Source organism: Thioclava kandeliae (assembly GCF_040297545.1).
GTDB classification, from domain to species: domain Bacteria; phylum Pseudomonadota; class Alphaproteobacteria; order Rhodobacterales; family Rhodobacteraceae; genus Thioclava; species Thioclava kandeliae.
Map to the genome: position 1 here is coordinate 1 of NZ_JAYWLC010000010.1, position 20973 is coordinate 20973.

The window sequence follows — 20973 nt, forward strand, 5'->3', positions numbered from 1 at the left end:
CAGTCGTTCGGCACTCTTCTCGCCATAGTCCGCGCCGGTCTTGGCGCCAACCTCGAGCTCCATTAGTCGCTCGGCGGCAAAGCCAATCATCTCACGCAGTAAATCTGCATCGCCGCTCTGTTCGACAAGCGCGCGAAGGTCCATCATAGGTTTGGTCATCGGGTGTCATCCTTGGATCAGATTGAGTCTAGCAACCCGACCTTACTAAGAAACCCGATGGCCACCTGAGCTACACCACCCCGTGGGACACGATCCCGGCTGAGGCTGTGTTCTGCCAGCTCTGATCGCCGCAGGGCGTCCGGAGGCGTAGCGGTTCGATCATGTTCTGAGCATGAAGCCGCTTGGCCTGCGAGGGCCTCATCCGGTGAGTGAAGGCTGGCAGGCCGGAACTCGCCTGACATGCGCGGAAAGGTCGTTGCACGGATTTATGGGCTCATCTGGATTGTCCTTGGAAATATTGAAAGACCCCGGCAAGCGGGCAGGCGCCCGTTGACGGAAAGGGCCATGGCCCTGGCTCTTGAAGGTCAGCTCCCGGAAGAGACTGCTCTTTCGCCCTGCACTTCCTGAGTCCACACTTCAAACTCCGACAGGGTTCCCGGCCCGAATATCTGTGTCAGCGGCACGTCTGCGGCGTCCCTGCCGCGCGCCACGAGAATGCGCCCGGTGCGCCGTTTGTTGTTTCGAGGATCGAACACCCACCATTGGCCGCCCAGATAGACCTCCATCCATGCAGCGAAATCGTCTTCGGCATGGGGCAGCGGCTCGCCGATTTCGCTCAGATAGCCTGTGCAGTATCTGGCCGGAATGTTCATGCAACGGCAAAGCGCAATACCGAGATGGGTGAAATCGCGGCAGACCCCGAAGCCTCCGGCCAAGGTCTGCGCTGCCGTCCGGGTTGCGTCGGCTTTCATGTAGTCGAAGCTTATGGTGTCATGCACATAGTCGCAGATCGCCTGCACCCGCGACCAGCCCTGATCGGTCTTTCCGAACAGCGCCCAGGCGCGCTCGGACAACAGGTCCGTATCGCAGTAGCGGCTGCCCAGCAGGTAGACGAGCGTATCGAAGGGCAAGTCTTCCACGGCATGTTGCTGTGCATCGGGGCAATAGGGATCAGGGTTGCCTGCATCGCGGAAGATACCGTCAGTCGTCAGGGTGAATTCTCCCGGGGGGGCCACCATGCGCGTACACCAGTTACCGAAGCCGTCGCGATAGCTTTCGAGCGGAACGCTGGGCCGGGTCACAAGGTAATCCGCGCGCTCGAGGTCGCCGAACCGCGAGTAATGCACATTCAGCAGCGCGATCAGAGGAGTCGGCTGGGTCAGGGTGTGGGTGATAGTGCACCCGATATTCATACGCAGCGCCGAATTCCGGTCTGCCATCGAAGAGGGGCGGGTGTCCTTGGTCACGGACGATCCTTTCAATCACCTCGCAAGAGGTTGTTGCGGTTGCTTGGTCAGAGGCGGGGCAGAAAAAAGAGCCTGCCTGAAAGCCAGTCCTCGGCGCCGATCCGTTCGGCGCGTGAGATGTCTGGGCGTGGGGTCGTTCTGCGGAAGCGAGCGGCGCATGAGAGCTCCGGTATTGGGGCCGCGCATGCCGGACAATCGGCCGGGGCAACCTTTCCCTCTGAAGCTCTAAATTTGGGATGCGCGACAGGTGTTGATACAAAATATAGAGCGCCGCGCCTGAATTGCAATGGCAGGTCTGTCACGATTGACGGCCTCGGACCGTGCGGTCTCGCCGAGCGTTGCCGAGCGTCGCCGTAGGGCACAGGGCATGGTCTTTGGAGGATATCGGCGTCCATGCCGCTGTCGCGGGTTTCGCGCATATTATTCGTCATGGAAGCGGCGCCGGCCCTACCGGAGGCGCGGTCTTACTTGACAATTTTACTCAAAAAATCATGGGCCGAAAAGAAAAAGGGGAACGCGTGTGCTCCCGAGCCGTTGTCCTGAGTATCGTAGAGCGCGCGAGCGCTGGCTGCGTTGCAGTTCACCTGTAGGATTGGAGCGACCGCATGACTGACAAGAGCCTGACGATTCTCGTTGTCGAGGACGAGCCGATAATTCGCATGGATCTGGCGCTCGGTTTTGCGGATCTGGGATATAATGTTCTGGAAGCGGAAGATGCGGCAACGGCACTTCGTGTCATAGACGGTGGCGATACGGTTGACGTGCTTGTCACCGATATCGATATGCCGGGCGACATGAACGGTGTCGCCCTTGCATCGCAAGTGCGGCGGCGGTCTGACAGTTGCCGGATCCTCATCATGTCGGGTGGCACACGCCCCGCCTCTCATGCCATGCCGGAACACAGTCCATTTCTCGCGAAGCCTCTTGCCGCCGAGGATGTTATTGCGGCGCTTGGCCGGATGCCATGATCTCAGATCACGCGCTCAGGCCGGTTTGGCCGGCATATGCAGGGTGAATGTCGTGCCGGCCTCCGCCGAGGACGAAACATCGAGCCGTCCGCCATGCGCCAGAGCGATTTGCGACGCGATGTATAGGCCCAGGCCGAGGCCTTGAAGACCCTTCTGATTGCTTTCATTGCGCGAGAAGGGGTGGAACAATGACGGGTGCATCTCTGGCGGGATCGGCGTGCCCTGGTTCGTGACACTGGCGACCAGCTCACCGTTTCGCTCGGCAATGTCGACCGAAATCGGTTGGTTGGGGGCGCCGTGGGCCACGGCATTGCCCAGAAGGTTTGACAAAAGTTGAGCAAGCCGCTGCGGATCGGCAACCAGAGCACGCGGCAGGTCGATCGAGGACAGGACTGGTTGACCGGCAATCTGCTCGATCTCGCCAATCACGTCACGAAACACCGGCACGAGGTCGATCGGCGCGGGCGCATTCACGTCTATCCCGGCCCCAAGGCGGCCACGGGCAAAATCCATCAAGTTGGTTATGATCTGGCTGGCCCGCGTCAGCGCTCGCTGCATCTCGAACACGAGCATCGCCCGGCGATCCGGAGAAATGTCGGGTTTCTCGATCATCCGTAAGCCGGATGTAACCGCGGCGATCGGATTGCGCAGATCGTGCCCAACGATGGCGATGAACTCTTCCCTCAACCGTGCCGTATCGCGTTCGGTCTGAAGGGTGGCGCGACCTTCTGCCAGCTCTTCACGCCCCTTGGTAAGCTCGTCCTGACGGTCGAGCTCGCGGGCGATCAATCTTGCAAAGATCGTAAACAGCTGTTCCGCATGCGACCCGATTTCGCGCGGGTTCGGGTCGATGGCGCATAGCGTGCCCCAGATGCTGTCATCGCTTTTGATGATCGGAACCGATATGTAGCTTTTGAAACCGTATTGACGGGGCGTGGGGTGGTCGCGGTAGATCTCGCTATCATCCACATCCGAAATCGTGATGCTGCTGCGGCAGGCTCGTACTTCGCTGCAGATTGTCGATGCCACATCAAGCTCATCGCCGGGCGTCAGACCGAAATTCACCCGATCACGGGACGCGCAGGTTATCCAGCGGTTGTCGGTTACCCGAGCAACGGCAACAAAACCCATACCGGTTGCCGTTCCGCAAGCGTCGAGGATCATCGAAATATCGGAGACAAGATCGACCTGCCGGATACTGTCTTGAAGGGGATCAATATTAGGTAACACGCGCCTGGCCAGTAAGGTGGTCTCGGGGCAACTTACTTGACACGATGTTGAATTCCAAGGGCCGATGCGTGTCCCCGAATGTCCGGGGAGCCGAAGCGTTTCGCGACACTCTCCTGTGCCGGATTGAGGGTGACCGTTTCCTCTTGTCCTGGCAACATGGTTTTGTTCCGGTCCGGGACTGCAGTTCCGGCGCTGCCTGTCCGGAAGGGTCGCCCGCAATGCTTGTCGAAAATGCAGGAGATCGCCAGCTTGGCGCGACGATGGTCACGACTGGTCCCGCATCAGGGCACTGCCGGATGGAAATAGCCTGCGACCGCCCTTTCGTGTTGCTCGGTTTATGATGAGCTACAGAAATGTTTGTGGAAAATTTCGTGCAGGCAGAAGCGTGGAAAGCGGCGGTATCGGGATGGGGATCCGTCGCTATCGTCCCGTGCTTGTGAGCGTCTTTTCAGGCGCAGTTACGGCATTTACAGCCGGAATGGAAAAGGCGGGCGTCAAAAGCCGCCCGCCTTTTCTTTTCTGAGCCGGAATACCTTCAAGCAGGTCTCCCAGCTACGTCATCACGCAAGTGCCAAGTTGACAGCGGATTCGCGACCGTCACGACCGCTTTCGATGTCGAAAGTGACAGCCTGACCGTCTTCAATCCGGCTGATCCCGGCGCGTTCGACGGCAGAGATGTGCAGGAAAATATCTTTATTGCCGTTTTCGGGCTGAATGAAGCCGAAGCCTTTGGTGCTGTTGAACCATTTCACGGTGCCGTTGGCCATGTCCGTGGTCTCCTTGATAAACGCTGCCCACAAGATCGCGGCAGCCCGGCATAGTCGATCCAAGCCGATCAACCGAAACCAAGCTAGTGGCGGCGGAATAACGAAGAGAAGAAACGTAAGCACGTCCTACATAGTGCCGGCCCGAAAAAAATCAATAGTTTAGTTGCGGTCGATTGCGTTCCTGTCCAAGGTCGGTGACCTGTGCGGAAGCGCGAGGGGGACGGGGCGCTCTGTCCCGTATCCGCTTCCTGCGCATATGGCTATCTGTCTCAGACGCGTCAAAGGTCGGATTTCCGCATTCTTTACTGTGTGTCCTGCCTTTGTGCCGGGGGTGACCCGGCCTGGAGAACGCTCTCCTTTCGCCGTCTTCCGCCCGCGCTCTGGAGAATGCGGAGCATCCGGCGTCTGTCTTGGGCCACGGCGGCGTCAATCACCCCGTCGAGGCATCCGCGGCGTTTCAGATGTGGTAACAAGGAGGAATGATCGAGATCGTCGAAGAGGATGTGATCCACACCCCTTGCGGGCCGGAAGCCCTGCGCATGGTCCAGATCGTCGCGCAGGGCGTGAACGAGGAAGGTCCGACAGGGCGCGGCGGGAAGGGGGGCTGTTGGCCAAAGGGGCTGGTCGATGCGCGCGACCCAAGGCTGCCATTCCCTCCGGTTGGCGGCCAGTTCCAGTGAATATTGCGGCCCGAAGGCCAGCACCGTGTCTACTGGCAGGATCTGCGCGGCAATCAACGCCTGATAGGCGCCCATGGAAAGCCCGAGCGCGATCAGCTGGCGCACAGGGCGCTGCGCACAAGCATGGGCATAGGCGCGCCGGACGATCTCGGGGAAAAGCGGCGTATTGCCCCAGCTGCGCGCGGCATCCATGAAGAAAAGTGCACGCCGGTTGCCACCCTGCCGGTGACCAATGGCAGAGGCCACGAATTCCGGCGAGGGCAGACGCGTCGCATCATGGCCTATCGAGGAAAAAGACAGAACCAGCGCATCCCCATCCCCCTCATGGTAATCGACGGCAAATGCGGAGGTGTCATAAAGGCGGGTCAGGGATAGGGGCGGCACGGTGATCTCCTCCTCCCCTTCATATCGTGCAAGTCCAGCCCCTGCAATTTGCCGCCTCAAACGGGGTTTCACGTGAAATGATCGGAGACGCGGCCATGCAAAAAGCCGACGGGATGATCCCGTCGGCTTTACTTTCCCGCAGTCCGCGCCGGATCAGCGTGCAGGGCAGGCTGCAGTGTAGGAGCGGCCATAGGAGTCGGTATAACGGCAGGTCTGCGCATCGGGATTGGTGCGGCTTGCGACAGCCTGACCCGCGATCAGGCCGACAGCGGCACCGGCTGCCGCACCCGAGATGGCGTTCTCGTCATTGTTGTCGGCGATATTCGCGCCAAGCGCCGCGCCACCCAATGCGCCTGCGGCGCGGGTCTGGTTTGCGGTCTGGCAGGCTGCGAGAGCGGCGACCATCGGCAGAACGAGCAGAAGTTTTTTCATTTTGATCTCCAGTTACCGGCCTTTAACGGGCCTTTTCATGGATCGCGTCTCCGATCCGTCGGAGGCCCAACGCGCGTCGTCGCGACAAGTTCCCGTCAATGTTATCGTCCGCACCTTGCCGACCGTCATGAATGCTTCATCTATGTGTCATTGGAACTTCGTATCCGCTTGGCACCAAAGACAATAGAAGACGTATAAGGATCAGGGTATGACCGGCAGCTTCATCCCGCCACTGCGCCCGAGGCGTGTCAGAACGCTTTTCGTATCGGACCTGCATTTGGGAGCGTGGGGGAGTCAGGCGGGGCGGTTTCTGGAATTCCTGCGCCAGACCGAGGCCGAGACGATCTATCTGGTGGGCGATATTCTTGATATCTGGCATGGTGGCAAGCCCAACTGGTCGGCCACTCATGACGCGGTGATGGACGAGTTGCGTGCCCGTATCCGCGCGGGCGTCAGGGTGGTCTACCTGCCGGGCAATCACGATGCAGAGCTTCGCAAACGTCTGGGGCGCCAGTTTCAGGGTATGGAGCTGGTCAATGAGGCGATCCACCAGAGCGCCGACGGCCGCCGCTTTCTGGTCCTGCATGGCGATCAATGCGATGCACGGCTCCTGCGCTTCCATTTCATGACACGGCTCGGGTCGCGGCTGGATGCGGGGCTGCGCCGGTTTGACGCGTGGGCGCGGCGGGGACTGTCGCGGTCGTTCCACCGTGAACCCGAGCGGAATCTGGTCGAGATGCTTGTGACGGGTGTGAATATGCTGATGACCGCAGGCAATCGCTATGAGGGGCGCCTGATGGAGCTGGTGCGGGCGCGGGAGGCTGATGGCGTGGTCTGCGGCCATTTCCACAAGCCGGCCCTGCGCAATGTCGAGGGGCTGGTCTATGCCAATTGCGGCGACTGGATCGATAGCTACACGGCGATGGTCGAAACCGAGGACGGACGGCTGGAGTTGCTTGAGCTGCGGCCTGTGGCCAAGCGCCAGAGCCGCAAGCTGCCGCAGCCTGCGGAGGTGCGGGTATGAGCTGGTCCATGATCTTTCTCGCGATCTTCGGCGTGCTTTTCGGTGTGCATCTGGTGACGGTGGCGCAGGGGCTCTGGCGATATCGCCGCAGACCAGCCGCCGAGATCGCGGCGCGCCCGATGGTCACCCTCCTACGGCCGGTCTGCGGGCTTGACCGGTTCGACGCCGAGACGCTCGAGACCAGCTTCAAACTCGATTATCCCTCTTATGAAGTGATCTTCTGCGCCGCGGTGGAGCATGATCCGGCGGTAGAGGTGCTGCGCGCGCTTGCGGCGCGTTATCCGCGGGTGTCATGCCAGATCCTGATTGGTGAGGACCGGATTACCGGCAATCCCAAGCTGAACAATCTCGAAAAAGGGTTCAGGGCCGCGCACGGCGAATGGATCGCGATGGCCGATGCCAATCTGCTGCTGCCGCCCGATTATATCGACCGGATGCTGGAGGTGGTGGAAGCCGATACGGGGCTGGTGACCAGCCCGCCCATCGGGATCCGCGCCGGAAATTTCTGGGGCGCTGTCGAGGCCGCTTTCCTCAACAGTTTCCAGGCCCGCTGGCAGTTGTCGGCGGATATGCTGGGCAATGGGTTCGCGCAGGGCAAGACACTGTGCTGGCGTCGCGATGTGCTGGAGAAGGCGGGTGGTCTGGTGGCTCTGGGGCGCGATCTGGCCGAGGATGTGGCCTCGACCAAGGCCGTGCGCCGTCAGGGGCTGAAGGTGCGGGTGGTCCGTAAGCCCTTTGCGCAGCCGGTGGGCTCCCGTGGCTTCCGCGCGGTCTGGGACCGGCAGCTGCGCTGGGCGCGGGTCCGCCGCGACGGATTCCTGATGATTTTCGCCGCCGAGATCTTGCTTGGGCCGTGGTTGCCCGCGCTGGCTCTGGGGCTGGCGGGAGCATGGGCGCTGATCCCTGTGCTATGCTGTGTGTGGTATCTGGCGGAATGGGCGCTGGCCAAACGGGCGGGCTGGCCGCATGGCGCGCGTGATGTGGCGGCGATGGTCGCGCGGGATATACTGATGCCCGCGCTCTGGGTCATGACATGGGCGCGGCGCGGGTTCGAGTGGCGTGGCTCGGCTATGGACCGGAATGGCGCCCTGACACCTCCGAAAGCCGCGAAGTAACCCTATGTTCGGTCTCGACCAGATTATAGCGCTTTTGTCGTCCCACGGGCTTGTGCTGGTGGGCGGCCTTTCCATTCTGGAAGGGCCTATCGTGACCGTGCTGGCCTCGTGGCTCGCCTCGAATGGCGCCTTTGACGTGGTGCCCTTGTTCTTCGTTCTGGTCGCAGGCGATCTGATTGGCGATCTGGGTTTCTATTTCCTTGGCCGCAAGGGGCTGGGGATCGTGCCGCCGAAATGGCGCCACAGGCTGGGGCTCGACGGACGGCGCCTGCGCAAGATGCTGCGCCATTTCCGCGAGAAAGGCGGGCGCACCCTGATCGCGGGTAAAATTACCCATTCCGCAGGGGCGGCCATTCTGGTGGCGGCCGGTATCTCGCGGATGCCGGTCGTCCCGTTCTTTCTGTATAATTTTCTGGCGACGATCCCCAAAACCGGCGCACTCATGGCTCTGGGCTATTTCATGGGCTCGGCCTATGCGCGGATCGACGGATGGATCTCGAAGGGCTCCATCATCGTTCTTGCAATACTCGTTATCGCCGGCATCGGCTGGTATATCCATCACAAGAGGCAGTCGTCATGTCCGCAGGACTAAGCATCAGTTGCGTGATCCCCGCCTATAACGAGGCGCCCCGTATCCGCCGCGTTCTGGAGGCGGTGCTGTGCCATCCCGCGATCCATGAGGTCATCGTGGTGGATGACGGATCGAGCGATGGCACCGCCGACGTGGTGGCAACGCTGCCCTCGGTGAGGCTGATCCGGCAGGCGCAGAATGGCGGCAAATCGGCCGCGGTGGCGCGGGGGATCGCGGCGGCGGCGGGCAGCCATGTGATGCTCCTCGATAGCGATCTTCTGGGTCTGACAGGGCTGCATGTGTCGGAACTGCTCGACCCCGTGCGGAGGGGGCGCGCCGATGTGGCGATCAGCCTGCGCCGCAATGCGCCCATGGTCTGGCGGATGATCGGGCTCGATTACATCTCGGGCGAGCGGGTTCTGCCGCGTGACTGGCTCATGGAGGGGCTCGACGATCTGCCGCATTTCGGGCTGGAGGTGCATATGAACCGCCTCTTGATCCGCAACAATGCGCGGATTGCGGTGGTCGAATGGCCCGATGTGGCAAGCCCCTACAAACACACGAAACTGGGCAGCTGGGCGGCGGGTCTGCGCGCCGATGCGGCAATGCTGGCCGATATGTTCCGTGTGATCAGCCCGCTGGAGGCGGGGGGCCAGATCTGGTCGATGCGCCGGATGCGGGTGCGGGATATCTCTGGCGGTCACGCCCCCATGTAACGCAAAAAGGCTGCCGTTCTGGCAGCCTTCTGTGTCGGGTCAGACCTGTCCGCTGGCTTCGAGCGTATCGGCAAAGGTGCGCAGGCCCGTTCTGGTTGCTTGCACCAATACCGCCATGTTCCCCGGCTTATGCTGGTTATGCATCATCTTGGTATGGGATTGCGGGATTTCTTCCCACGGGAACACTTCCGACATGCAGGGATCGAGCCGCCGTTCGATCATCAGCCGGTTGGCCGAGGCTGCCTGTTTGAGATTGGCGAAATGGCTGCCTTGCAGGCGCTTCTGGTGCATCCACATATAGCGCACGTCAAAGGTGCAATTGAACCCGCTCGTGCCCGCGCAGATCACCACCATGCCGCCCTTTTTCACCACGAGGGTGGAGACGGGGAAGGTGCTCTCGCCCGGATGCTCGAAGACCATATCGACATTCACGCCCTTGCCGGTGATGTCCCAGATCGCCTTGCCGAAGCGGCGGGCCTCTTTCAGCCAGTCGTTATATTCGGGGCTGTTGACAGTGGGTAGCTGCCCCCAGCATTTGAATTCCTTGCGGTTGATCACGCCCTTGGCGCCCTGTGCCATGACGAACTCGCGCTTGGATTCATCGGAGATCACGCCGATCGCATTGGCGCCTGCGGTATTGGCCAGCTGGATCGCATAGGAGCCGAGGCCGCCCGAGGCGCCCCAGACCAGCACGTTCTGGCCCGGTTTCAGCTCATGCGGGTGATGGCCGAACAGCATACGATAGGCAGTGGCCAGCGTCAGCGTATAGCAGGCACTCTCTTCCCATGTCAGATGCCGGGGTCGCGGCATCAGTTGCTGGGCCTGCACGCGGGTGAACTGCGCGAAGGAGCCGTCCTGCGTCTCGTAGCCCCAGATGCGCTGGCTGGGCGAGAACATCGGATCGCCGCCATTGCATTCCTCGTCATTGCCATCATCCTGATTGCAATGGATCACCACCTCGTCGCCGACTTTCCAGTTCTTTACCTTGTCGCCCACGGCCCAGACGATGCCCGAGGCATCGGAACCGGCGATATGGTAGGGGGCCTTATGCACGTCGAACGGGCTGATCGGCACACCGAGCCCCGCCCAGACGCCATTATAGTTTACGCCCGCGGCCATCACGAGGACGAGCACCTCGTTGCTGTCGATAGTCCATGTATCGACGATTTCTTTCTGGAAGGAGTCTTCGGGGGCGCCGTGGCGCTCGCGGCGGATTGCCCACGCATACATCTTGGGCGGCACATAGCCCAAAGGCGGGATTTCCCCGATCTCGTATAGGTCTTTCTCTTCCGCCTTATACGGAATGATGTTGCTGTCGCTATCCAATGCCATCCCCATCTTCCTCTTCCCAAGATGCCGCGCCGCAGAATCGTCTGGGTGCTCCTCAGTTCTACAATCGGATACGCAACAAAGCAACTATATAGATTTTGATTTTGTAATTTTGTGTCGCAATGGGTATTTTCCCGAGCGTAGCCATACCGGCCAAGCCACCCGCTTTGGTGCCCTGTCCTGTCGCGATTTCGTGTAGTCCGGCCTTGCTGTGCTGACTTTCCGCAGAAATTTTATAGCATGACTCTGGCGGCAAACGGTAACTTTCGGGTAAAAAGAAAGGAGAGCTTTACATATAGCTCTCATCTTGGGCGTGTGGCGCGCAAACGCGCGTTTTGCCGGACAATCTCTGCGATGCAGAATTTTCTTGTTATTATAAAGTTGCGTGTAGTATCTAATTTCAGGAATTATGTTTCCATATTGGATTCGTGGAGGGGAGGCCGCCCATGACCGAGACCAGAACCGATCTACCCGTTCGTGACAAGCCGTGGCTGTTTCGCACCTATGCCGGTCATTCGACCGCTCGGAAATCGAATGAGCTTTACCGCACGAACCTTGCCAAGGGGCAGACGGGGCTGTCCGTGGCCTTCGATCTTCCCACCCAGACGGGCTATGATAGCGATCATATCCTCGCGCGGGGCGAGGTGGGCAAGGTGGGTGTGCCGGTCTGCCATCTGGGCGACATGCGTGCGCTGTTTGCCGATATTCCGCTCGAACAGATGAATACCTCGATGACGATCAACGCGACCGCGCCGTGGCTTCTGTCGCTCTATATCGCGGTGGCCGAGGAGCAGGGCGCCGATATCTCGCGGCTGCAGGGCACCGTGCAGAACGATCTGGTGAAGGAATATCTCTCGCGCGGGACCTATATCTGCCCGCCCAAACCGAGCCTTGCGATGATCACCGATGTGGCGGCCTATACCCGCGAGCATCTGCCCAAATGGAACCCGATGAATGTCTGTTCCTACCACCTGCAGGAGGCGGGGGCCACGCCCGAGCAGGAGCTGGCCTTCGCGCTTGCCACGGCGATTGCCGTGCTCGACGACCTGAAGACCAAGGTGCCGGTGGAGGCGTTCCCCGAAATGGTCGGGCGGATCTCGTTCTTCGTGAATGCGGGCATCCGCTTTGTCACCGAGCTGTGCAAGATGCGCGCCTTCACCGAGCTATGGGACGAGATCTGCCGCGAGCGTTATGGGATCGCGGAAGAGAAATACCGCCGCTTCCGCTATGGGGTGCAGGTCAACAGCCTCGGTCTGACCGAACAGCAACCCGAGAATAACGTCTATCGTATCCTGATCGAGATGCTGGCCGTGACGCTCTCGAAGAATGCCCGCGCCCGTGCGGTGCAGCTGCCGGCATGGAACGAGGCTCTGGGCCTGCCGCGCCCATGGGACCAGCAGTGGTCGCTCCGGATGCAGCAGATCATGGCCTACGAGACCGATCTGCTGGAATATGGCGATCTGTTTGATGGCAATCCGGCGGTGGCCGCCAAGGTCGAGGCGCTGAAGAACGGCGCGCGTTCGGAGCTGGCGCAGATCGAAGCGATGGGGGGGGCGATTGCCTCCATCGATTACATGAAATCGCGTCTGGTGGAGGCCAATGCCGCCCGGATCGGGCGGATCGAGGCCGAGGAGACGATCGTGGTGGGCGTGAACCGCTGGCAGCAGGGGGAGCCTTCGCCGCTGACCGCCGGGGATGGCGGGATCATGGTTGTGGACCCTGCGGTCGAGGCCGAGCAGGTGGCGCGTTTGGCCGAGTGGCGCGCGGAACGTGACGGGGCGCGGGTGAGCGCTGCGCTGGAGGCGCTTCGGCTTGCGGCGTCAAAGGGCGAGAATGTCATGCCTGCCTCGATCGAGGCGGCCCGCGCGGGCGTGACCACGGGCGAATGGGCCGGGGTCATGCGCGCCGTTCATGGCGAATATCGCGGCCCGACAGGTGTGGCCAGCACGCCCTCCAACCGCACCGAAGGGCTGGATGATATCCGCGAGGCGGTCGAGCAGGCCTCGCGCAAACTCGGGCGGCGCCTCAAGTTCGTGGTGGGCAAGCCCGGGCTCGATGGCCATTCCAACGGGGCTGAGCAGATCGCCTTCCGCGCCCGCGATTGCGGCATGGACATTACCTATGAGGGTATCCGCCTGACGCCCGAGCAGATCGTGGCCCGTGCGCTCGAGGAAAACGCGCATGTGGTGGGCGTCTCGATCCTGTCGGGCAGCCATCTGCCGCTGGTCGAGGAGCTGATGGAGCGGATGCGCGAGGCGGGGCTTGCCGATGTGCCCGTGCTGGTTGGCGGGATTATCCCCGACGACGATGCCAGACGCCTGATGGGCTATGGCGTGGCACGGGTCTACACGCCCAAGGATTTCGAGCTGAACCGCATCATGATGGATATCGTGGGGCTTGCCGTACCGCAGGCCGCGCAATAGGGGCGGCTGCTCGAAATCCGCGTGGGCGGGGGGCTTTCGCTCTTCCGCCCGTAGACGGGCTTCTTTATGGTCGCGGCCATGAATGATGTGCCCGCAATCCAGTTTTCCGAAGATCAGGCCGAGGCCTGGGATGCCGTCGCCGACGCTCTGCGCAAGGCAGGGGTCGATGTTGATGACGGTATGGTGATGCCCGAAACCTCGGCTGCCCAAGTGCATTCGGTGATCGGCAAGGCGGGCTCCGGCAAGACCATGCTGCTGTCCTCGCTCTACAAGGCCCTGCAGGAGGCTGGCGTCGAGATCGTCTCGGGGGATTACGAAGGCAAGAAAAAGAAGGAACGCCGGACGCTGGCGATCCTTGCGCCGACCAATAAGGCGGCCTCGGTGCTGCGCTCGCGCGGGGTGCCGGCAACCACCATCCACCGCATCCTCTACACCCCCGTCTATGACCCAGAATACGAGCGGATCGCCGAGTGGTTGGGCGGCCAGGGTGAGCGCCCGAACCTCGATATCCTGAAGGTCGAGGGGTTGACCGAAGAGATGCTCGACCGTGCCAAAGCCTTCTACGATATCCACAAATCCGTGCCCGCCGCGCTCGCATCGGCGGGGTTGCGCGGCTCCGATTTTATTCAGGGCTGGAAACGGCGCGAGGATCCGCTCGATATCGGCTTTGTCGACGAGGCCTCGATGCTGGACGAGCGCCAGTTCGACGATCTGCGCGAGATCTTTCCGACGCTGATCCTGTTCGGCGATCCGGCGCAGCTGGCGCCGGTAAACCAGTCGGGCCAGATGAGTTTCGAGAAACTTCCCGACGAGCGCAAACATGTGCTCCACCGGATCCACCGCCAGACGCAGGATAATCCGATCCTCGATCTGGCCCATGCGCTGGCCGATGACGCCCTCACTTTCGACCGGTTCGAGCGGATGATCGAGGACCGCGCCGCAGGTGACGAGCGTGTGGTCTGGGCGGGCCGCGTCGAGGCCGATCTGATGGCGCGCTCGCCGGTGCTTGTCTGGCGCAATGCCACGCGTATACGGCTGATCCATGCCTTCCGCGGCGCCTTCAGCGCGCCGGTCGATGAGCTGCTGCCAGGCGAGCCGCTGATCTGCGACGGGATCGAGCTGCCGGTGAAGCACCGCAAACGCCGGATCGATCTGGAAGCGCGCGGCCTGATCAAGGGCGCGCAGGTCATTTATCTGGGGCCGGGCAAGAAACCCGGTTTCTCGCGGCTGCATGTGATCGGCTCGGAAGATCCGCGCCTGTCTGCGGCCTCGATCGTGAAGATCGAGCTGCCCGACGAGGAAGAGCCCTTCATCCCCTTTGCCGCGCGCATGGGGGCCACCTTCCTGCACGGGGCGGCGGTGACCATCCACAAGGCTCAGGGCTCGCAATGGCGCGATGTGCAGGTCTTCGCGCCCGATATCTATGCGGCCGCCCGTGCGGGGCGGGTGGAGGCAGGTATCCCCTTGTGGAAACGTCTGGCCTATGTGGCGATCACCCGTGCCGAGCATCGCCTTCTGTGGGTGACGCGGGCGCGGCTGGCACGTCCTTCGGCGCCGCTGGGCGTGGAGGATCTGCCCAAAGGGGCGGCGCAGGCGCTCAAGCTCGAGATCCAGGACGCGCCTGAAGGCTGATCAGCTGAAGAACCTGCGGAAGGCCGCATTGGCCGCCCAACCCGCAAACACCGCGAGCGCCAGAGACATGATGCCGTAAAGCGGCGGATAGTTTTGCGACAGCGCATAGAGCCAGCGTTCCAGCCCGACTTTGCGCACGCTCACGGGGGCGGTATATTCGTCGATCACGCGGTATTTGCGCACAAGGAAGATCCGCACTTTGTAATCGCCCTCGATCAGGTTGGCAGGCAGTTTGAAATCGGCGCGGAACAGGGTGTCGTCGAGCAGTTTCACATCGCCCGGATTATCCTTGTAGAGGCTCTGGCGCAGCCGGATACGCTGCAGCGCCTCGGCATAGGGGGCGGCATTGGCGCGCTCGATCGCATCGGTATAATTGCGCAGGGCCTGCGGCACGGTGATGCGGTAGATCTCGTCAACCTCGGGGGCCAGAAACTCATGCTCGGGGCGGGTGGTGGCCACGGCGTAATAGGTCGGGGCCGAAGGGATCTCGACCGAGCCGGTATTGATCCAGATCCCCATCTGGCGCGATTTACGGCGCACGGTCACGGGGCCTTGCGGACCTTCCAGCGTCACGATCACATCCAGCGGGCCGCTCGGCTCGGGGGCGGCGCGTTTGACCGCGCCGAAGATCAGGATCTCGGAGCCGTCGAAGGAGGTGGTGATCCCGATACTCTCGCGCGAGAGACCGGCCACCACGGTTTCGGCGGCACGGGCGGGCAGGGCGATGACAATCAGGAGAAGGGCAAGACGCAGCATCAGCCATCTCCCAGCGAGATCGAGTAAAGCTCGCTCGGCTTCAGCACCAGATCGAAGCCCAGTTTCAGCGCGACGAGCAGCACGAGCGCCGCCAGCAGGATGCGCAGCTGTTCGGCCTTCAGCCGCCCGCCCAGCACCGAGCCGATCTGTGCCCCGATCACCCCGCCCAAGATCAGCATGATGGCCAGCATGACATCGACCGACTGGTTGGTGATGGCATGCATCATCGTGGTAAACGCCGAGGTGAACAGGATCTGGAACAACGAGGTGCCGATCACGACCTTGGTGGGCATGCCCAGTAGGTAGATCATCGCAGGCACCATGATGAAGCCGCCGCCCACGCCCATTACCGCGCCCAGAATCCCCACGCAGAACCCCACCAGAAGCGGCGGTATGATCGAGATATAGAGACCCGAGGCGCGGAATTTCATCTTGAATGGCAGTTTATGGACCCAGCCGTGGCTGTTGCGCTTGCCTCGGCGGGCCGAGGCGCCTTTGGTGCGCCGCAGCGCCCGCAGGCTCTCGAGGAACATCAGAAGACCGACGCCGCCCAGAAAGACCACATAGCACAGCTGCACGGCCAGATCGATCTGGCCCAGTGCCTGCAGGTAATTGAAGATCGAGATCCCCGCGACCGAGCCGATCAGACCGCCAATCAGCAGGATCATCCCCATCGGGATATCCACGGCCTTGCGCTTGAGCTGGCTGAGGACACCCGAGACCGAGGACGCCACCACCTGATTGGCGCCGGTGGCCACCGCGACGGTGGGCGGAATGCCGATGAAGAACAGAAGCGGCGTGATCAGGAAGCCGCCGCCCACCCCGAAGAGCCCCGACAGGATGCCGACGATCCCGCCGATCCCGAAGAGGAGGAAGAAATTGACCGAGACTTCGGCGATGGGCAGATAGATTTGCATGTGGATCCGCGCAATGTCAGTGACTTACTGTGAGCGCCTCTTGCCGGTCTGTCAAACCTTTGCGAAAGGCAGGTCGTCCTCGCCCCCGGAGGCGGCAGGGTCAGAGACTTCGCAGATATCGTCGCAGGATCTTTTCGAGCTTGGCAGCGCCCAGGGGCGCCATCGCCTTGGTCTGGGCATGGCTGATCTGCTCGTCGGCTTTCATGCCCGCCCCCATATTGGTGATGACCGAAATGGCCGCGGCCCTGAGCCCCAGGAACCGCGCGAGGATCACCTCGGGCACCGTGGACATGCCCACGGCATCCGCACCAAGGATTTTGGCGGCGCGGATCTCGGCTGGGGTCTCGAAGGATGGACCGGAGAACCAGCAATAGACACCGGTGGGCAGATCGATGCTCTCGGCTTGGGCCGCGGCCATGAGACCCGCGCGCATCTCCAGGTCATGGGCGTCCGTCATCGGCACGAAACGCGCCTCCGTGGGTTCGCCGATCAGCGGGTTATGGCCCGCGAAATTGATATGGTCTTCCACCATCATCAGCCCGCCCGGCGGGATATCGGGGCGTAGCGAGCCTGCCGCATTGGTCAGGATCAGCCGCTCGCAGCCCAGCTCCTTCAGGATCTCGAGCGGCAGGCGCATCTCGGCGGGGTTACCATGCTCGTAATAATGCACACGGCCCCCGAAGACGGCCACGCGCACCCCTTCGAACTCTCCGATCACCAGCTTGGGGTTATGGCCCGAAACGCCCGCATGCGGAAAGCCCGGCAGGTCGGCATAGGGAATGGCTGTGCCGTCGATCTCTTCGGCCAGATGGCCCAGACCCGACCCCAGAACCAGCCCGATAGCGGGGGGCGTATCGCCCGCCCGCTCGCGGATGAGGCCCGCCAGCTCAGCGCTCTTTGACATAGGGTTGGCCTCCGGCCTTCGGGGGATGGGGTTTGCCGACGACACCGGCCAGCACGATCACCGTCAGGATATAGGGCAGCGCATCCAGAAGCGCACCCGGAACCGACACATGAAGTGTGTTTTGCAGCACATCGGGGCGCAGGGCCAGCGCCTGCAGAAAGCCGAAGAGCAGGGTCGCCCAGAGCGCGGACCACGGTTTCCAGTTGGCAAAGATGAGGGCGGCCAGCGCGATATAGCCGCGCCCCGCCACCATCTCGCGGCCAAAGCCTGCCTGCAGGCCGGTGGCCATATAGGCGCCCGCGAGCCCGCAAAGCACGCCTGTGATGGTTACCGCGCCATAGCGCAGCCCGATCACCGAAATACCCGCGGTATCGACGGATTCGGGGTTTTCGCCCACGGCGCGCAGCCGCAGCCCGAAGCGGGTGCGGTAGAGCACCCACCATGTCAGCGGCACGCAAAGGAGCGCCACATAGACGAGGATCGAATGGCCCGAGAGGACATCCGAGTAAAGCGGGCCGATCACGGGCACCTGCCGGACGGCATATTCGAAGGGCAGGTGAAGTTCATTGAACCGCGCCTCGCCCGAAAGCGCCGGTGTGCGCCCGCCCTGATGGAAGAGTGCCTGCGCGATGAGCACCGTCATGCCCGAGGCAAGGAAGTTGAGTGCCACGCCCGAGATCAGCTGGTTGCCACGGAAGGTGATCGAGGCCAGACCATGCAGGAGCGAGAACAGGATCGAGGCCACGATCCCCGCCAGACAGCCGAGCCAGACATTGCCGGTGAGGTAGGCCACTGCGCCCGAGGTCATCGCGGCCATCAGCATCTTGCCTTCGAGCCCGATATCGAACACGCCCGAACGCTCGGAGTAAAGCCCCGCCAGGCAGGCCAGAAGCAGCGGCGTCGCCAGCCGCAGGGTGGAATCGAGAATGGCGATTAGGGTTGCGTAATCCATCACTTGGCCCCCTGTTTCACGCGGAAGAAGGGCAGGAGCATCATCCGCACCATCCCGTCAAGTGCGCCGGTAAAGAGCACGACCAGACCCTGGATCAGCAGGCGCAGCTCGATCGGGATCGAGGTCCAGAGCCCCATCTCGGCACCGCCCTGATAGAGGAAGCCGAAGAGGAACGCCGCAAGGAAGACCCCCAGCGGATGGTTGCGGCCCATCAGCGCCACGGCGATCCCGATAAAGCCCGCGCCTTCGGCGGAGTTCTGCAACAGACGCTCGGCCTCGCCCATGACGTTATTGATCGACATCAGTCCCGCCAGCGCGCCCGAGATCAGCATGGACCCCAGAATGATCTTGGTGCGCGAGATACCGGCATAGCTTGCGGCTTTCTCGTTCAGGCCGAAGGCGCGGATTTCGTAGCCGAGTTTCGTCTTCCACAGGAGCACCCAGACCAGCACACAGGCCGCCACGGCGATGAAGAAAGTGATATTGGCCGGAACCGAGGGTTTGAAGATCGCGCCAAGCCCCGGAATATCGTGGAAGGTCGGCAGGCTCGCCCCCGCAGGAAAACGCGCGGTGGCCGGATCCATCGCGCCTTCGGGGCGCATGACGGTGACCAGCAGATATTGCAGCAGGCTATAGGCGATGTAGTTGAACATGATCGTGGTGATCACGATATGGCTGCCGCGTCTGGCCGCAAGCCAGCCCGGAATGGCGGCCCATGCCGCGCCAAAAAGTGCCGCCCCCACCATCGCCGCAGGAAGCGCCAGCCACCACGCGGGCCAAGGCAGCGCGAGGCAGACCAGCGCCACGCCAAGCCCGCCCAGCTGGGCCTGACCCTCGGCGCCGATGTTGAACTGGCTCGCGTGATAGGCGACCGTCACGGCAAGACCCGTGAAGATGAAGCTGGTGGTGTAATAAAGCGTGTAGCCCCAGCCATAGGGGGTGCCCAAAGCGCCCTCGAACATGACCGAGATCACCTCGATCGGGTTGCCGCCGATGGCCAGCACCACGATGGCCGAGATGATCGCAGCCATCAGGATCGAGATCAGCGGCACAAGGACCACATCGGCCCAAGTCGGTAGTTTTTTCATCAGCCTTCTCCGCCGTCATCGCCATCGCCGTCATCCTCATCATCGTGAAGATGGTCGTCATGGCGGTGCTGGTCGTCGTTATCTTCGCGGGCAATCGGGCTCGGGTCACGCATGCCCGCCATCAGCAGACCGAGGTCTTTCTCGTCGGTGGTGGCCGGATCGCGGAAGCCCATGATCTCGCCATCGAACATCACCGCGATCCGGTCCGACAGCGACCGGATCTCGTCGAGTTCGACCGAGACCAGCAAAATGGCCGCACCCGCATCGCGCAGTTCGATGATGCGCTTGTGGATGAACTCGATCGCGCCGATATCCACGCCCCGCGTCGGTTGACCGATCAGCAGAAGGGCGGGATTGCGTTCGATCTCGCGCGCCAGCACGATCTTCTGCTGGTTGCCGCCCGAGAAATTCTTGGCCGCCAGAGACGGGATCGGCGGGCGCACATCGAACCGTTCCATCGCGCCTTCGGTCGCCTTCACGATGCCCGCATTATCCATCAGAAGAGCGTTCTTCTGGTATTCCGGCGCACCGTGATAGCCGAAGATGAAATTCTCCCAGGCGGGGAAATCGAGGATCAGCCCGTGGTGATGGCGGTCTTCGGGGACATGGGCGATGCCATCGCGGCGGCGGCTTTGCGCATCGGCGCGGCCGGTCAGGTCCAGAACCTTGCCGTTCACGCTGATCTGGCCCCTGGCCACCTGATAGCCGCCCAGGACCTCCAGAAGCTCGGTTTGGCCATTGCCGGCCACACCGGCAATACCCACGATCTCGCCCGCGCGGATCTCCAGATCGACGCCTTTCAGACGCTCGACACCGGCCTCGTCGCGCACGCGCAGGTCGCGGATCTCGAGGATCGGCTTGCCGGGCCGGGCTTTGGTCTTCTCGACATTCAACAGAACCTTGCGGCCCACCATCAACTCGGCCAGTTCGGTGGGCGAGGTCTCGGAGGTCTTCACGGTGGCTGTCATCTCGCCGCGCCGCATCACGGAGACCGTATCGGTCGCCATCATGATCTCGCGCAGCTTATGGGTGATCAGCAGGATCGTCTTTCCCTCGGCCCGCAGCGTGTCGAGAATGCGGAACAGGTGGTCGGCCTCGGCGGGGGTCAGCACGCCGGTAGGTTCGTCCAAAATCAGGATCTCGGCCTGACGATAGAGCGCCTTGAGGATTTCAACCCGCTGCTGGTGGCCCACACTCAGGTTCTCGACCAGCTCGTCGGGGTCCACATCCATTTCATAGTCTTCGGCCAGCCGCTTCAGTTCGCGCCGCGCCTTGGCGATGGAGGGGCGCAGCAGCCGGCCGTCCTCGGCGCCGAGGATCACGTTCTCGACCACGGTGAAATTCGGGACCAGCTTGAAATGCTGGAACACCATACCGATGCCCGCGCGGATCGCGGCCTGACTATCGGGGATGAAGGTCTCGCGCCCGTTGATCAGGATTTCGCCACGGTCGGCCTTGTAGAAGCCGTAAAGGATCGACATCAGCGTGGATTTCCCCGCGCCATTCTCGCCGATAATGCCGTGGATCGTGCCGGGCATCACCTTGATGGAGATGTCCTTGTTGGCCTGCACCGGCCCGAAGGCCTTCGAGATGCCGCGCAGCTCGATTGCGGGGGCGGACTTAACGCCAGACGCGGCAGTTTCCTGCCGCGTCATATTGGTTGCCATATCGCTCATGGG

Annotated in this window: 19 protein-coding genes and 1 pseudogene; 7 read left to right on the forward strand and 13 right to left on the reverse strand. The window is 62.1% G+C overall.

Annotation, left to right across the window (positions count from 1 at the left end; genetic code table 11):
- Both VSX56_RS12930 and VSX56_RS12935 read right to left on the reverse strand, forming a co-directional pair.
- Window positions 1–159, reverse strand: a pseudogene (locus tag VSX56_RS12930) (IS256 family transposase); the annotation flags it as partial.
- 365 nt (window positions 160–524) lie between these two features.
- The gene (locus tag VSX56_RS12935) at window positions 525–1358 is read right to left on the reverse strand and encodes a transglutaminase-like domain-containing protein (RefSeq protein ID WP_406871113.1); all 834 of its coding nucleotides are present in this window, start codon (window positions 1356–1358) and stop codon (window positions 525–527) included.
- Between the two features lie 653 nt (window positions 1359–2011).
- Here VSX56_RS12935 and VSX56_RS12940 point away from each other — a divergent pair.
- Complete coding sequence (locus VSX56_RS12940) at window positions 2012–2374, forward strand: response regulator (RefSeq protein WP_350937667.1); 363 nt, start codon at window positions 2012–2014, stop codon at window positions 2372–2374.
- A 15-nt stretch (window positions 2375–2389) separates the two neighbouring features.
- On the opposite strand, the gene VSX56_RS12945 is transcribed toward VSX56_RS12940, so the two are convergent.
- From VSX56_RS12945 to VSX56_RS12960, 4 genes are all read right to left on the reverse strand, one after another.
- Window positions 2390–3538 carry a GAF domain-containing sensor histidine kinase gene (locus tag VSX56_RS12945; RefSeq protein ID WP_350937670.1) on the reverse strand — a complete coding sequence of 383 codons (1149 nt, stop codon included), beginning with the start codon at window positions 3536–3538 and terminating at the stop codon, window positions 2390–2392.
- A gap of 626 nt (window positions 3539–4164) precedes the next feature.
- The gene (locus tag VSX56_RS12950) at window positions 4165–4371 is read right to left on the reverse strand and encodes a cold-shock protein (protein WP_339111906.1); all 207 of its coding nucleotides are present in this window, start codon (window positions 4369–4371) and stop codon (window positions 4165–4167) included.
- 302 nt (window positions 4372–4673) lie between these two features.
- Window positions 4674–5435 (reverse strand): alpha/beta fold hydrolase, encoded by a 762-nt coding sequence (locus VSX56_RS12955; protein ID WP_350937673.1) that lies wholly within the window; start codon window positions 5433–5435, stop codon window positions 4674–4676.
- A gap of 153 nt (window positions 5436–5588) precedes the next feature.
- Window positions 5589–5867: a YMGG-like glycine zipper-containing protein gene (locus VSX56_RS12960; RefSeq protein WP_350937676.1), complete on the reverse strand. Its 279-nt coding sequence runs from the start codon at window positions 5865–5867 to the stop codon at window positions 5589–5591.
- Window positions 5868–6075: 208 nt separating this feature from the next.
- On the opposite strand from VSX56_RS12960, the gene VSX56_RS12965 reads away from it, so the two are divergent.
- From VSX56_RS12965 to VSX56_RS12980, 4 genes are read left to right on the forward strand one after another with little or no spacing between them, the layout of a single operon-like run.
- Window positions 6076–6891, forward strand: a complete 816-nt coding sequence (locus VSX56_RS12965) for a UDP-2,3-diacylglucosamine diphosphatase (RefSeq protein ID WP_339111909.1) — start codon at window positions 6076–6078, stop codon at window positions 6889–6891.
- Window positions 6888–8006, forward strand: a complete 1119-nt coding sequence (locus tag VSX56_RS12970) for a ceramide glucosyltransferase (RefSeq protein ID WP_339111910.1) — start codon at window positions 6888–6890, stop codon at window positions 8004–8006. Before VSX56_RS12965 ends, VSX56_RS12970 begins: the two co-directional genes overlap by 4 nt.
- A gap of 4 nt (window positions 8007–8010) precedes the next feature.
- On the forward strand, window positions 8011–8598 hold the full coding sequence (locus VSX56_RS12975) for a DedA family protein (RefSeq protein WP_350937680.1): 588 nt from the start codon (window positions 8011–8013) through the stop codon (window positions 8596–8598).
- A complete protein-coding gene (locus tag VSX56_RS12980; protein ID WP_350937682.1) occupies window positions 8583–9293 on the forward strand; it encodes a glycosyltransferase family 2 protein in 711 nt (236 codons plus the stop codon). The genes VSX56_RS12975 and VSX56_RS12980 overlap by 16 nt, the downstream gene beginning before the upstream one ends.
- 39 nt (window positions 9294–9332) lie before the next feature.
- Here the strand turns inward: VSX56_RS12980 and ccrA are convergent, their stop codons facing one another.
- Window positions 9333–10625 (reverse strand): crotonyl-CoA carboxylase/reductase, encoded by a 1293-nt coding sequence (gene ccrA / locus VSX56_RS12985; RefSeq protein WP_339111913.1) that lies wholly within the window; start codon window positions 10623–10625, stop codon window positions 9333–9335.
- Between the two features lie 425 nt (window positions 10626–11050).
- Between ccrA and VSX56_RS12990 the strand changes: the two genes are divergently transcribed.
- Both VSX56_RS12990 and VSX56_RS12995 read left to right on the forward strand, forming a co-directional pair.
- Entirely contained in the window at window positions 11051–13045 is a 1995-nt protein-coding gene (locus VSX56_RS12990) for a methylmalonyl-CoA mutase family protein (RefSeq protein ID WP_350937685.1), read from the forward strand.
- 66 nt (window positions 13046–13111) lie between these two features.
- The gene (locus VSX56_RS12995; RefSeq protein ID WP_434096032.1) at window positions 13112–14677 is read left to right on the forward strand and encodes an ATP-dependent DNA helicase; all 1566 of its coding nucleotides are present in this window, start codon (window positions 13112–13114) and stop codon (window positions 14675–14677) included.
- Here the strand turns inward: VSX56_RS12995 and VSX56_RS13000 are convergent, their stop codons facing one another.
- From VSX56_RS13000 to VSX56_RS13025, 6 genes are all read right to left on the reverse strand, one after another.
- A complete protein-coding gene (locus tag VSX56_RS13000; RefSeq protein WP_339111915.1) occupies window positions 14678–15433 on the reverse strand; it encodes a TIGR02186 family protein in 756 nt (251 codons plus the stop codon).
- Window positions 15433–16350, reverse strand: a complete 918-nt coding sequence (locus VSX56_RS13005) for a sulfite exporter TauE/SafE family protein (protein WP_339111916.1) — start codon at window positions 16348–16350, stop codon at window positions 15433–15435. Before VSX56_RS13005 ends, VSX56_RS13000 begins: the two co-directional genes overlap by 1 nt.
- Window positions 16351–16450: 100 nt before the next feature.
- Window positions 16451–17254, reverse strand: coding sequence for a purine-nucleoside phosphorylase (locus tag VSX56_RS13010; protein ID WP_350937687.1), 804 nt, complete (start codon window positions 17252–17254; stop codon window positions 16451–16453).
- Entirely contained in the window at window positions 17238–18206 is a 969-nt protein-coding gene (locus VSX56_RS13015) for an ABC transporter permease (protein WP_350937689.1), read from the reverse strand. The genes VSX56_RS13010 and VSX56_RS13015 overlap by 17 nt, the downstream gene beginning before the upstream one ends.
- Complete coding sequence (locus VSX56_RS13020; protein WP_350937691.1) at window positions 18206–19294, reverse strand: ABC transporter permease; 1089 nt, start codon at window positions 19292–19294, stop codon at window positions 18206–18208. The genes VSX56_RS13015 and VSX56_RS13020 overlap by 1 nt, the downstream gene beginning before the upstream one ends.
- Entirely contained in the window at window positions 19294–20961 is a 1668-nt protein-coding gene (locus VSX56_RS13025; RefSeq protein WP_350937745.1) for an ABC transporter ATP-binding protein, read from the reverse strand. Before VSX56_RS13025 ends, VSX56_RS13020 begins: the two co-directional genes overlap by 1 nt.
- Window positions 20962–20973 lie beyond the last annotated feature (12 nt).